The sequence below is a fragment of the Wandonia sp. genome, from assembly GCF_984588085.1.
Window position 1 is genome coordinate 198,307 of the sequence record NZ_CFIGVI010000001.1, and the last position, 13,382, is coordinate 211,688.

The following is a 13,382-nucleotide window of genomic DNA, read 5'->3' on the forward strand; positions in this document are numbered from 1 at the left end:
AGCGATAGACATAAGTTGAAAAAAATATTACTCATTGAAGATGATCCTCAGGTGTGTTCGTTTGTCCGGAAAGGATTAACCGAACAGAACTTTTCCGTTGAAGTTTGCCTGAATGGAGCAACAGGATTGGAGCGCATTAATTCCGGAAGTTATGACGTGGTTTTACTGGATATTATGCTGCCTGATATATCGGGATTAGAGGTTTGTTCAAGAGTACGGGAACAGAACGTAAATGTGCCTATTATTCTTCTTACAGCTTTGGGTACAGCTGAAAATGTAGCTTTGGGACTCAATATGGGAGCCGATGATTACATTGTAAAACCATTCAAGTTTATTGAGTTAGTCGCCCGGATAAAATCATTACTCAGAAGATTTGAGAGAAAGGAACCGGAACCGCAGGTTCATCGATTTCTGGACATTGAAATGAATGATGAGACAAAGGAAGTAAGAAGAAATGGAGAATTGGTCTCACTGACATCTACAGAATACAGGCTGCTCATGATGTTTATTGACAATCCGAAGCGGGTTCTTTCCCGTGCTGATATACTCGAAGCTGTTTGGGGGAGTGAATTTGATCTGGGGACGAACGTAGTTGATGTGTACATCAATTACCTGAGAAAAAAACTGGAAAAGAATGGTGATAGCCGGGTAATTCATACGGTTTTTGGTATGGGATACGTAATGAAAGAAGAACCTTGATTTGAATATAAGAACGAAAATAGTACTGATGCTGGCTTCAACCTTTGTGGCTTTGATATTAGTATTCAGTGTATTTATCTACTATTTTAATTCGAGATACGCGTTTTCCGATTTTTACAAGCGGCTAGAGATTAGGGCTTTTTCCATGGCCAAAAGTGATCTTGACCAAAAAACTACAGCAGACCTGATCAGAGAATTTAAAGGAGAATATCTGGAACCTTTACATGAAGAAAAACATGTGTTTATTGAGTTGGACGGAAAGGACAGAGATTTCAAGAAAATTGCCGAGGAAAATAAGCTGAATGAAGATTTTGTCCGCGAAATTTATGAAAACGGGTCATCAACCTACCGAAGAAACAAGCTGTTTTTCAGTGGTATTCGATATGATGTCAATAATAAGAACTATCTGGTAATTACATCTGCGGTTAATTATTACTACGAACACCACATGGTGTATATGAGGAACTTGTTGATCATTTCAATTGCTATTTCCTCCATTATAGTTGTATTAATCGCATATTGGTTATCAAAACGCCTGATCAACCCGATTAAAGTTATAACAGAAGAAGTGAACCTGATCGGTACGGAAAATTTGCATGTGCGGTTAGATGTTTCTGATAACGAAGATGAGTTAACACAGTTAATCAGGACGTTTAATAATATGCTGGATCGGCTGGAGACAAGTTTTGAGACCCAAAAGAACTTTATCAGTAATGCCTCTCATGAATTGAATACACCATTAACATCTATTATAGGAGAAGCAGATGTTGCTTTGGCCAGAGAGCGGTCGGTAGAAGAATACGTTGAAGTGTTGCAACAGATTTTGAAAGAGGCAGAAAAATTGGATAAAAAAACCAAAGCATTACTCTATCTGGCGCAGACAGGATTTAACGGAAAAGTGCTTGTTTTTGATAAAGTACGAATCGACCAGTTGATTTTTGATGTCCACGAAACAATTAACAGGATTCACCCGGACAATAAAATTGTGATCGATTTTTCATTATTACCGGAAAACCCCGAAATGCTTAAAATAAAGGGGAATGAACAACTGCTGCATCTGGCACTTTCCAATATACTACTCAATTCGTATAAGTATTCTTCTAATCAGTCGGTTAAGGTGTCTCTGGGGCTTTCGGAGAATCAGGTTATTCTGGTTGTGACTGATTCGGGAATCGGTATTCCGGAAGATGAATTACAGTATATCTACGACCCTTTCTTCAGAGCTTCCAATACAAGAAATTTTGAAGGATATGGTATCGGATTACCTCTGACACGAAACATTATTAAAATTCATAAAGGAGAATTAAATGTTTATTCTGTTCAAAATGAAGGGACTATTGTTGAGATTAAGCTTCCTGTCGGTAAGTACACGCTCTGATTCTAATCAAATCTTAATTAGTTTCTAATCCCATCCTAAGAGCCCAGAGATAAGTTTGTTCCAAAATTTAGGTTATGGAACAAACGATCATGATTCTTACAGATTTCTCTATCGATTCACTTTATCTCGTAAAAAAGGCATTGGATGATTACGAAGATCAGTCCGTTAATATTCTGATGGTGCATGGGGTTGATGTCTCATCTTACCCATCAGATCTACTGTTTTTTTCTAAGTCAGTACTTTACAGTAAGCTGGTGTCGGAGGAATTTAAAGAAGCCTGTAGTGTTTTAAGAAACAGATACTCTTCACGGATTAACTCGTTTCGATTTGACTTTTTTACCGGGTTTACGAATGCGGCATTCGGTAATTTCCTGGAAGGAAACAAAGTCGATAAGATATACGTTGCAGGTAATTTTCAAAATCGGCATCTATCAGGAATGAGCGCTGATATAACAGGTTTTGTAAGGAAGTGTAAAACAGAGAAAATAGAAGTTGATTACGTAGCATCCGAAGAAGGTGCGGTATCCGGACAGCTTGCCCGATTGTTTCAGATGAATGCATAAAATGAAAAAGATGTATTCACATATCATTTTGTGGGCAGTCTTTCTTGGAATGATCCTTTCTGTGTATATGCTTTCGGGTAACATGGAGCATCCTGAAAAGAACCTGATCGGAACCTGGAAGGAAGTTTCCTGGCACTATGAAAAAGTAGATAAAATGGAAGATGGAGAATTTTTCAAAAAGATTGCCCGGGATGAATTAAGAGATGAGATTGCGAAAAATCTGGTTATTCATAAATCGGAAGAATGGACTTTTGATGAAAATGCAGATTTATTACTAACCGGAGATGATAAAGAAGATAAGAAGCTCAACTGGCGTCTCAAAGGAAGAGGACATATCCTGAAACTAAAATATGACAACGATAAGTTTGAAGTGTATCAGATTAGGGAATTGAACAGGAATAAGTTGGTGTTACACTTTGAGAATGATATCCACGCCCGTGGTATTGTAAGAATAGAATTTGAAAAAAAGAAGTAAATATGTTGAGGAAATACAGTAGCTCCAGAAGTCTTGGAGATAATATAAAATTAGGCGCAATGACTGCATTTTCAGCAGGGATGGTTAACGTTGCATCGCTGATTTTGTTCTTTTCGTTTACTTCAAATGTAACAGGACATTATGCCATTTTGGCTGAAGAAATAGCAAAAGGAAACTGGTTTCAGGTTCTGGTTGTATTCTCGTGGATCTTTTGCTTTTTCGCCGGTAGTTTTTTTTCGAATTACATGATTATTCATGGTGAGAGAAAAAATAGTTACATAACCCACTCGATTCCGTTGATTTTGGAAATGATTTGTATTCTTACTGTAGGGTTTTACGGACATTTTATATACTCGGAGACATTGATGGAAACAGAGGTTATGGTTGCTGTATTATTGCTCGCCATGGGGTTGCAAAATGGTTTGACAGCCAGTATTTCTAATTTCTCCGTAAAGACAACTCACCTTACCGGGTTAACTACTGATCTTGCTGCACACCTGTCTATGTTGACAAAGAAGAAATACAGAGAGAACAAACAAGTGAGGGACAAAGTTAAATTACTGTCATCTATAGCTGTAGCTTATCTGACTGGAGGTGTTATCGCGGGATCAATTACGTATTGGTTTGAATTTACAGTATTTTTTGTCATTGCGGTTACCATTGTAGTTGTGCTGATTTATGACATATCCAAAATATATCTGACAAAAGCAATACGAAAGAAAAAAGTTAGAATTTCAGTGTCTTTGGTTCCACAGTCGGGAAACAACAGTAACTAGAATTTATCCAACCTCACCCAAAACATATAATTCTTCGAGATTCGGAGTGGGTTTTCCACCACGTTCTTCCAGTGTAATGGCAAAAGCGGCAGCACCGGAAACAGGCTTCATTTCAAGTAGGGTTTCATTCTCTCCCATATCAAATACACCAAGATCTACCGGAGTTCCGTCAACAATGGCCCAGAGTTGGTATTGTTTGTCTGGCGGGTTTTGAGGTAAATTCCCCTTATTAAGAATTACTTTGTTATCGGCCGGATTCCAGGCGACAAGAACATTTCCTTCCGGGTATTTGCCGGGAATCCCTTTCAGATAAATACTTTTTGATGAAGGGTCTGTTACGAAAGTAAGAAGACTGTTTTTGAACTCAAGTGCAGCTACTGTTCTAGACAAACTGTCATTTATAGATGTATTCTGAGCAGATAGAGTCGATAATTCATCTGAAATGGTATTTATCTTTTTTGTTGTGTTTAGATACAGAATGCCTAAAAAGACGGCTGCAACTGTGCTGACAAGTGAGATAACAGGAGCAATTCGAGTTGGTTTTTTCTGAGGAATGACAGTGGAATCCGCTCCATTTTCACTGATAGATGGACTTGTTTGCGCCAGCATCGGTTCATCATCAATTTCTTGTTCAATAGCATCCCATAAATCAACAGGAGGAGCAACTTGTTGCTCCATGAAAAAGCTTTCCATGGAAATTTCAAGGTTCGTCAACTCTTCACGAATTTCGGGATAGATATGAGACATACATTCCACTTCCTGTTGTTCCTGAGAAGAACAGTTACCGAGAATGTAGTTCTCCAGTATACCTGATGCTATGTATTCTTCAATATTCACTATTCTGTGCCATATATTCGTTTCAATTCTTTCATCGCTGAACGAACCCTGGTTTTTACAGTTCCCAGCGGTAACCCCAGCTCCTTAGCGGCATCCTCATGTGTGTGCCCCATTAGGTATACAGTGTTAATTACATTTCTGTGGTCTTCACTTAATGACCTTAATTTGTCTTTTAAGTCAATTGTGTCCGTTTCTTGTTTTGTCTGATTCACTCTGTCTGCCATACCTACGAATTTATCCTGAACATGGATTTCGTATTTAACGGCTTTTTTCCGAAGCTGATCGATTGCGGTATTTTTAATGATGTTGGACATCCACGTGAAAAGAGTTCCTTTCTTTTCATCATAGGCAGTGAAGTTTTTCCATATCTTGACAAAGCCATCCTGTAAAACGTCTCGTGCAACGTCTTCAGATATGACAACGCGCAGTGCAATACCATATAAAGCTCCGGAATACAGATCATACAACTTTTTGAAAGACGCTTTATCTCCACCGCGTATCAGGGTAATGTCGTCAGCTGTAATTAATTTTTTATGGTTGGTTGCACTCACATATCAAAGGAATGAATTTTTTTTTAAATCATTGCTATAGAGGGATGTTTAAATCGTTCTTTTTGTTTTTAACTAGTTTATTATCAGTTTGTTTTATCTTTTTTTTAAAGAAGTGAAATCCAAATGATTTGTAACAAACGTATATGAGTCAAACAAAAAACAAAACGTTATGAAAAACAAAGAAAACACAGCGAAGGCAATTATGGGCGGACTCGCATTGGCAGCTGTATTTACTGCAGGTGGTAATGTGAATGCATCAGAGATTGTTGAATTAGGAAATGGTAGTGAAGTGAGAAGTGCTCTTATAAATGGAGTGGAAATTCTTACGGGAGACAGAGCCATGGAATTAAAATGCGGCGAAGCAAAATGCGGTGAAAAATCACAGGAAGCAAAATGTGGTGAGAAGTCAAAAGAAGCAAAATGTGGCGAAAAAACGAAAGAGGCTAAGTGCGGAGAGAAATCACAGGAGGCGAAATGTGGAGAAAAGTCGAAAGAAGCAAAATGTGGTAACCTGTAATAAAGTGTGATGATGAATTGTCCGTTGAGTGGTGTGGGCCTGGGGTTTCGAAGAGACATCGCAGATCTCTTGTTGAATTGGGGTGATGAAAACAGACCTGATTTTGTTGAGTTGGCTCCGGAGAACTGGATGAGTCTCGGAGGAGCTTCCAAGGTCTTATTGGAAAAAGTAGCAGCGCAATACCCGATAACCACTCACGGACTTTCTTTGTCAATTGGCTCACCTGATGCAATAGACTTCGGGTTTCTGGCTCAGGTAAAAGATTTTCTAGATCGGTTTCAAATAGAACATTACACGGAGCATCTTAGTTTTTCTCAATGTAATAACGTTCATCTTTATGATTTGCTTCCTGTTGCATTTACGAATAATGCTGTAGATCATGTTGCGGAAAAAGTAGCGAGGGTACAGGACTTCATGAAGCGGGAATTGATTCTTGAGAATATATCCTATTACACCAACGTACCATCCGAAATGTCGGAACTGGAGTTTATCACTAAAATTGCTGAAAAATGCGGTTGTGGACTACTGCTTGATGTAAATAATGTTTATGTCAATGCATTTAATCATAGCTATGATCCGTATGCATTTCTAAACGCATTTCCTTTAGATAAGGTGAAGTATATTCACATGGCAGGGCATACGAAAGTGTCAGAAGACTTGATTATTGATACACATGGGGAGGAGATTATTCAGCCGGTGTACGATTTGCTAAAGTTTGTTCTGCCTAAGTTGAGCCGTGTACCGATACTATTAGAGAGGGATTTTAATTTTCCTGAAAATCCGGAAGATTTAAAAAGAGAATTGGAGCAATTGAACCGGATTGAGAGTGAATTCATAAAACAAAATCATCATGCGTAAGAAAGTAGAGGCTCAACGGGAAGATCTGGAGGTAAACATGAATGCATTTTTTAATTTTTGTCTGGAAGGTAAATTGGGAGAGGTAGCTGTGCAGGATGTATCCAGAATTTGGAATTACAGACGACTGGTTTTTACTGTTTTTGAAGATGCGCTTTCCACAGCTTATCCAATTACCAAATCAATCATGAATAAGGCAAACTGGATTGATTTGGTAACGGGATTTATGAAAGAAAACAGGCATGCTGAAAAAGAACTTTGGAAAATGCCTGTGGAATTGATCGGATATTGTGAGGAATTCAACATAGCAGAGAAAACAGGCATACCCTATTTGACCGATTTGTTAAGATTTGAATGGGCCGAAACAATTGTCTTCTGCGAGAAAGATTTTTCTGACGAGGAAGTTGAGAGATTTGTTTTTCAGTATAAAGGACAGCCGTTCCGGTTTGGACCGCATTTTAGATTGGTAGATTCAAAATGGGAAATTCATACCAGCGAAAGAGGGAAGCTGCGACCTACCTTTTATTTTGTGTACCGAAATGCTGACTTACAGGCAAGTTACCTGATAATTCCTCCTATCTACGCGTATATTGTCCAAAATATTGAAATCCTTTTGGAGGAAGGGGTAGAAAAATTTTTGAAAATTGTAGAGTTTAGTACACAGGTTACGGAAAGTGAGCTTCGAAAAGTTTGGGAGCAATTCTTTTCGTCTTTTTGTCATTTGGAAATAATTAAGCAGGTTAATCGTGTTGAATGACTTGTCCATATTAATAGTTAGAGGTTTACGATCCTCACTTTGAGCAAAAAATCAAAACAAAATTTTAACTAACTCGTTAAGCTTAGGCAAAATAAATTCTATCTTCGGCAACATGTAAATGTTGTGATATGAGAAAATTAATACTGCTAACTGCTTGGTTGACATCGTTTGCCGGTTTCGTGACGGCACAATGTTCAATTTATTATGTAACTGTAGACGGAGCAGAAGATGCTTCCGGTACTATTGAAGACCCACTGGCAATCGAAATTGCTTTTTCAGATGCTGTGGATGGAGATGTGATTAGAATTGCTACGGGGGAATACGCTCTTGATGCGCCCCTTGAGATAGTAGGGAATAATATTGTTGTAGAAGGAGGTTTTATAGCGGAGGAAGACTGGACAAAAACCAGTGTTGCAGGAGCAACTACTCTGTATCGTTCTACAAACGCTCCGGAAGGAGCACTGAATCAACAACGATTGGTTGCTTTATCAATTAGTGACAAAACAGGTTTTGAGTTACATGACCTGACAATCCGAACGGCAGATGCCAATTTGCCGGGAATGTCAACGTATGGAGTGTACCTTTCCAATTGTTCTTCGTATCGCTTTGTGAGATGTATCATTGAAGCGGGTAATGCCGCTGACGGGGAGTCCGGAATTGCTGGAGATGCCGGAGAACCGGGGGAGCAGGGAATTACCGGAGGAAATGGTAGCTGTAATGGAGGAGAGTGTACGTTTGGTAACGGACAGGCTGGTGGCGCCGGAGGTTCAGGAGGTCTTGGAGGAGGTGCTGTAGCAGCAGGCGCTGGAGCCGGATCGAATAACGGACAACAGGATAATGGAGTTGCAGGAACCGATGCGTCAGGAAGAAATGGCGGCGGCGGTGGCGGCGGCGGTGCCGGAGGAGATGAATGTTCATCAAATAATGCCGGATTAGGAGGGGCTGGAGGAGCTTCAGCTTGTAATTCCGGCGCAAATGGTGGAAGCCCAGGAACTCAGGGTGATCCGGGAGGAGATGGTGGTACCGGAAATCCGGGGATTAACGGTATGGCAGGTAGTATTGGAGAAGCCGGATTGCCAGGAGGTGAAGATGCCGGATTTTGGATTCCCGGACCACAGGCGGGTACTGGCGGAGATGGATGCGGTGGTGCCGGTGGTGGCGGTGGCGGAGGAAGCGGTCGTCAGACATGTACTTTCTGTGATAATGGTCCAGGGAACGGTGGTTCCGGTGGTGGTGGCGGTGGCCAGGGAGGAATCGGTGGAACCGGTGGTTTCGGTGGAGGATCTTCATTTGGTGTATATGCACGTCAGAATGGGGCAGGAGCAGCATTTATCGATTGTCGGGTGATTGCCGGCAACCAGGGATTTGGTGGATCAGGAGGTCAGGGCGGAGCCGGAGGAGAAGGTGGAGCCGGAGGAACAGCTAACAGTAGTTGTTCGGGAGAGATTGGTACTGGCGGAGCCGGAGGAAAAGGTGGTAACGGTGGAGCCGGAGGAAATGGTGGCGACGGAGCAATGGGAATTTCTTCTGCTGTTGAACTGGTTTCCGGAGAAGCGTATACTGTGTTAAGTACAAATTATAACCTGGAAGCGCAGCCGGAAGTTAGACTTTCGTATGCTGAATGTATGACGTCTCAATCAGTAGTTGTTATTGAAAATCTGGATCTGAATCAGGGAGAAAATGTTACAACCTGGAATTTTGGTATGAATGCAAATCCTGTTTCGGGAGCAGCAAATCCACAAGGAGTGACATTTCTTCAATCCGGGTTTTTTAATATAGTGAATGGAACAAATACATACCGTGCTTTTGCCTATTACTGCTGTGGAGATTTTGCAGGGGTAGAAGAGCTTGATCCTATTGACAGAATAATGGTGTATCCGAATCCGACTTCAGGGACTATAACGATGGAACTTCCGGAGAGTATTGAAAATGCTGTTGTTCAGATAACAGATGTGAGTGGAAGAGTCTGGATTGATACAGAGGTTAACAATAAGACCAATCCTCAGTTTGACGTACAGGGGGCAGCCGGAATTTATTTTATAAAAATCAAAACCGTAGAAAAAGAAAGAATAATCAAACTGGTCAGGAAGTAATGACCACATCGATCAGAAAAAGAGGTTGTTTCGTTAGAGCAACCTCTTTTTTTCTGCCATAGTGGCAGGGATTTGTTTTGGCATGATTTCTGACAAAAAATAACCCGATAGAACAATGCAAAACCGATTATTAGACTTATTTTTGAGGTTTGCAATATAAAGAAACAGGCAATGATAGCAGGAATTTTAAAGAAGATTTTTGGAGATAAATCAGCAAAAGACCAAAAAGAATACCAACCCTATATAGATCAGATCAATACATTTTATGCAGATTTAAAAACTGTTTCGGATGATGATTTGCGTGCTAAAACAAAAGAATTTAAGGCAAAGATAAAATCAGCTACGAGTGAGCTTGAAGATCAGATCACAGCTCTTCGTACAAAGACAGAAGACCCTGCTTTAGAGGTTCTTCAGAAAGAGGAACTGTTTGTCCAAATCGAAAACCTTGAGAAGAAGGTAAATGAAAAAATCGAAGAGATCCTTCTTGAATTGCTCCCGGAAGCATTTGCCGTGGTTAAAGAAACTGCCCGACGCTGGTCTGAAAATAAAGAACTGGTAGTTACTGTGACCGAAATGGATCGGGATCTGGCAGCCAGAAAAGATGGGATCGTAATTGAAGGCGAAAAAGCAGTTTGGAAGAATCAGTGGACTGCCGCTGGTGCACCTGTCGAGTGGAATATGGTACACTATGATGTCCAGTTAATGGGAGGAGCTGTGTTACACCGAGGAAATATCGCTGAAATGCAGACCGGAGAAGGAAAAACACTTGTTGCAACACTTCCTGTATACCTGAATGCTCTTTCCGGAAAAGGTGTACACGTCGTTACGGTGAATGATTACCTTGCAAAACGAGATTCTGAGTGGATGGGACCACTATACCAGTTCCACGGACTGAGTGTTGATTGTATTGACAAACATCAACCCAACTCTGATGAGAGAAGAACAGCTTACAATGCTGATATCACGTTTGGTACAAATAACGAATTTGGTTTTGATTACCTGCGTGACAATATGTCGAGTGATCCTGGTCAATTAGTACAACGAAATCACCATTATGCGATAGTCGATGAGGTCGATTCGGTATTGATTGATGATGCCCGAACTCCACTTATTATTTCGGGACCTACTCCAAAAGGAGATCAGCATGAATTTTACCAACTGAAACCAAAGATCGAAACAGTAGTTAACGAACAGAAAAAGTATGTTACAGCAGCTCTTTCGGAGGCAAAGAAATTGTTAGCTTCACTTAACGCTCCTGAATCTACAGGTGATAAAAAGGAAGTGAAAAAGCAATTGGAAGATGGTGGAGTGATGTTGTTGCGTGCTTATCGGGGACTCCCTAAGAATAAGGCTCTGATTAAGTTTTTGAGTGAACCTGGAATAAGAGCTCACCTGCAAAAAACGGAGAACTTCTACATGCAGGAGCAAAATAAACATATGCCCTATGTGGATAATGAATTGTTCTTTGTTATCGATGAGAAAAACAATTCGATTGAGCTGACTGAAAAAGGGATCTCTTTATTATCTAAAGGAGAAAACAGCGATTATTATGCGCTGCCGGATCTTGGTTCGGAAATTGCTGAGCTTGAAAAGCAAAATCTTCCTAAAGAAGAGCTTCTTGAGAAAAAGGATGGTTTAATCAGAGAGTTCAGTGTTAAGTCCGAAAGAATTCACAGTATGAATCAGCTATTGAAAGCATATACACTTTTTGAAAAAGAAGTTGAATATGTGATTATGGATGGTAAGATCAAGATTGTGGATGAGCAGACGGGACGTATAATGGAAGGACGTCGTTATTCGGACGGTTTGCATCAGGCAATTGAAGCAAAAGAAAACGTTACGGTTGAAGCGGCGACACAGACATATGCAACGGTTACATTACAGAATTACTTCCGTATGTACCACAAACTGTCCGGTATGACAGGTACTGCGGAAACCGAGGCAAAAGAATTCTGGGATATTTATAAATTGGATGTGGTTGTTATTCCTACTAACAAACCGATTCAGAGAAACGACGAGAATGATCTTGTCTATAAAACAGCACGGGAAAAATATAATGCTGTTATCATTGAAATTGAACGTCTGGTAAATCAGAAAAGACCTGTATTGGTAGGTACGACAACAGTCGAGATTTCCGAATTGTTGAGCCGGATGTTAAAAATGAAGAATATTCCGCATCAGGTATTAAATGCAAAATACCACCAGAAAGAAGCAGAGATTGTTGCGGAAGCCGGAAAACCGGGTACAGTAACGATCGCTACCAACATGGCCGGTCGTGGTACGGATATTAAACTTGGAGAAGGGGTTAAAGAAGCCGGAGGTCTTGCTATAATTGGTACAGAAAGACATGATTCAAGACGGGTGGATCGACAGTTAAGAGGTCGTGCCGGTCGTCAGGGAGATCCGGGGTCTTCGCAGTTCTTCGTGTCTTTAGAAGATGATCTGATGCGTAAATTTGGTTCTGAACGTATTGCCAAAATGATGGACCGTTTAGGGTTGAAAGAAGGAGAGGTGATTCAACATGGAATGATTTCTAAATCAATCGAACGTGCGCAGAAAAAAGTAGAAGAGAATAATTTCGGTATTCGTAAACGACTACTGGAATACGATGATGTAATGAACGCCCAGCGGAAAGCTATTTACCGTAAGCGTAAGAGTGCTTTGTTCGGAGATCGTCTTGATCTGGATATTGCCAATATGTTCTACGACACAGCGGAAGATATGGTGATTAACGGTATTCAGGGGAAAGACTTTAAATCCTTTGAACTGGAATTGTTTAAAACGTTTAGTATTGAATCTCCTGTTTCCGAAACAGAGTTTGGAAAATTAGATCAGTATGTGATTGTCGATAAAGTATTTGATGCGGCAATGGATTACTACGATCGTAAGAATCGCAAATTGATAGATGTAGCAATGCCGATTATCCGTCAGGTGAAAGAGCAGCAGGGAGATAAATTCCAGAACGTAGCATTCCCGGTAACAGATGGTACAAAATCTATGCAGCTGGCGGTACATATAGATAAAGCAATTCAGTCAGAAGGGCGCACTATTATCAAGAATATTGAGAAGAATATTGTGCTGGGAATGATTGATAACGAATGGAAAGAGCACCTTCGTGAAATGGATGACCTACGTCAGTCAGTTCAGCAAGCGGTGTATGAGCAAAAAGATCCGTTATTGATTTATAAACTGGAGTCATTTAATCTGTTTAAAGAAATGATGGCGCGACTGAATACGGAGATTTCTGAATTTTTGATAAAGGCGCAATTGCCGGTTACTACAGGTCAGCCAAATGTTCAATCGACGAACAAGGAGTTGAATCAGGATAACTACGCTAAGGCTCAGGCAACTTCTGCACCTAATCAATCAAGTACTGAAGCTCCGAAATTTGAAGGTAGTCAGGGGTATCAGCAAGCTATGCAGAGTTCACATCAGGACAAAATAAAACAGCAGCCGGTAACAGTAGAGCCGAAAATAGGTCGTAATGATCCCTGTCCTTGTGGTAGTGGGAAGAAGTATAAACAGTGCCACGGGAAGTAGTGGACTAGTGAGTTCTTCTTATTTTGTTCCGTTTTTTAGTAATTGTTTGAATATCATGTAACTTTTTTACTATATATTTGGAGCGAATAATAAAAAAAAATGTGCTATGAAAAGAGTAGTTTTTACTTTACTAGGAGGATTAATGTTAACAGCTTCAGTTGCATCTTGTAACAAGTGTGCTGAGTGTACTGGTACTACTAATAATGTATATACAGGTGAGTACTGTAAAGGAAACGCAGTGAAGAATGCTATGTATGAAACTGCAAAAACTAACTGTGAAGCAGCAGGAGGGACTTTTAAGTAATTAGATCTTAAAGTATAGAAAAAACCGTTCTGAGAAG

13 protein-coding genes are annotated in these 13,382 nt (G+C 40.2%); 11 read left to right on the forward strand and 2 right to left on the reverse strand.

The features are described 5' to 3' along the window. The first annotated feature begins 15 nt into the window (after positions 1-15). The 5 genes from AC4PL9_RS00890 to AC4PL9_RS00910 all read left to right on the forward strand — a co-directional run bounded on the left by AC4PL9_RS00890 (position 16) and on the right by AC4PL9_RS00910 (position 3,891). Entirely contained in the window at positions 16-699 is a 684-nt protein-coding gene (locus tag AC4PL9_RS00890) for a response regulator transcription factor (RefSeq protein ID WP_491602911.1), read from the forward strand. A gap of 28 nt (positions 700-727) precedes the next feature. Continuing rightward, on the forward strand, positions 728-2,077 hold the full coding sequence (locus tag AC4PL9_RS00895) for a sensor histidine kinase (protein WP_491602912.1): 1,350 nt from the start codon (positions 728-730) through the stop codon (positions 2,075-2,077). 74 nt (positions 2,078-2,151) lie between these two features. Beyond that, positions 2,152-2,640 carry a hypothetical protein gene (locus tag AC4PL9_RS00900; protein WP_491602913.1) on the forward strand — a complete coding sequence of 163 codons (489 nt, stop codon included), beginning with the start codon at positions 2,152-2,154 and terminating at the stop codon, positions 2,638-2,640. A 1-nt stretch (position 2,641) separates the two neighbouring features. Further along, positions 2,642-3,115, forward strand: a complete 474-nt coding sequence (locus AC4PL9_RS00905; protein WP_491602914.1) for a lipocalin family protein — start codon at positions 2,642-2,644, stop codon at positions 3,113-3,115. A 2-nt stretch (positions 3,116-3,117) separates the two neighbouring features. Then, on the forward strand, positions 3,118-3,891 hold the full coding sequence (locus AC4PL9_RS00910) for a YoaK family protein (protein WP_491602915.1): 774 nt from the start codon (positions 3,118-3,120) through the stop codon (positions 3,889-3,891). A gap of 3 nt (positions 3,892-3,894) precedes the next feature. Here AC4PL9_RS00910 and AC4PL9_RS00915 read toward each other — a convergent pair whose 3' ends face one another. Further along, positions 3,895-4,728 carry an anti-sigma factor gene (locus AC4PL9_RS00915; protein WP_491602916.1) on the reverse strand — a complete coding sequence of 278 codons (834 nt, stop codon included), beginning with the start codon at positions 4,726-4,728 and terminating at the stop codon, positions 3,895-3,897. Beyond that, positions 4,728-5,279: an RNA polymerase sigma factor gene (locus AC4PL9_RS00920; protein WP_491602917.1), complete on the reverse strand. Its 552-nt coding sequence runs from the start codon at positions 5,277-5,279 to the stop codon at positions 4,728-4,730. Before AC4PL9_RS00920 ends, AC4PL9_RS00915 begins: the two co-directional genes overlap by 1 nt. A 169-nt stretch (positions 5,280-5,448) precedes the next feature. On the opposite strand from AC4PL9_RS00920, the gene AC4PL9_RS00925 reads away from it, so the two are divergent. The 6 genes from AC4PL9_RS00925 to AC4PL9_RS00950 all read left to right on the forward strand — a co-directional run bounded on the left by AC4PL9_RS00925 (position 5,449) and on the right by AC4PL9_RS00950 (position 13,345). Further along, on the forward strand, positions 5,449-5,796 hold the full coding sequence (locus tag AC4PL9_RS00925) for a hypothetical protein (RefSeq protein ID WP_491602918.1): 348 nt from the start codon (positions 5,449-5,451) through the stop codon (positions 5,794-5,796). A gap of 9 nt (positions 5,797-5,805) precedes the next feature. Continuing rightward, on the forward strand, positions 5,806-6,654 hold the full coding sequence (locus AC4PL9_RS00930) for an MbnB/TglH/ChrH family RiPP precursor modification enzyme (protein WP_491602919.1): 849 nt from the start codon (positions 5,806-5,808) through the stop codon (positions 6,652-6,654). Further along, on the forward strand, positions 6,647-7,408 hold the full coding sequence (locus AC4PL9_RS00935) for an HvfC/BufC family peptide modification chaperone (protein ID WP_491602920.1): 762 nt from the start codon (positions 6,647-6,649) through the stop codon (positions 7,406-7,408). The genes AC4PL9_RS00930 and AC4PL9_RS00935 overlap by 8 nt, the downstream gene beginning before the upstream one ends. A 128-nt stretch (positions 7,409-7,536) precedes the next feature. Further along, positions 7,537-9,501, forward strand: coding sequence for a T9SS type A sorting domain-containing protein (locus tag AC4PL9_RS00940; RefSeq protein WP_491602921.1), 1,965 nt, complete (start codon positions 7,537-7,539; stop codon positions 9,499-9,501). A gap of 171 nt (positions 9,502-9,672) precedes the next feature. Next, positions 9,673-13,041, forward strand: coding sequence for a preprotein translocase subunit SecA (secA, locus tag AC4PL9_RS00945; protein WP_491602922.1), 3,369 nt, complete (start codon positions 9,673-9,675; stop codon positions 13,039-13,041). Positions 13,042-13,147: 106 nt separating this feature from the next. Then, positions 13,148-13,345 carry a hypothetical protein gene (locus tag AC4PL9_RS00950; protein WP_491602923.1) on the forward strand — a complete coding sequence of 66 codons (198 nt, stop codon included), beginning with the start codon at positions 13,148-13,150 and terminating at the stop codon, positions 13,343-13,345. The last annotated feature ends 37 nt before the right edge of the window (positions 13,346-13,382 follow it).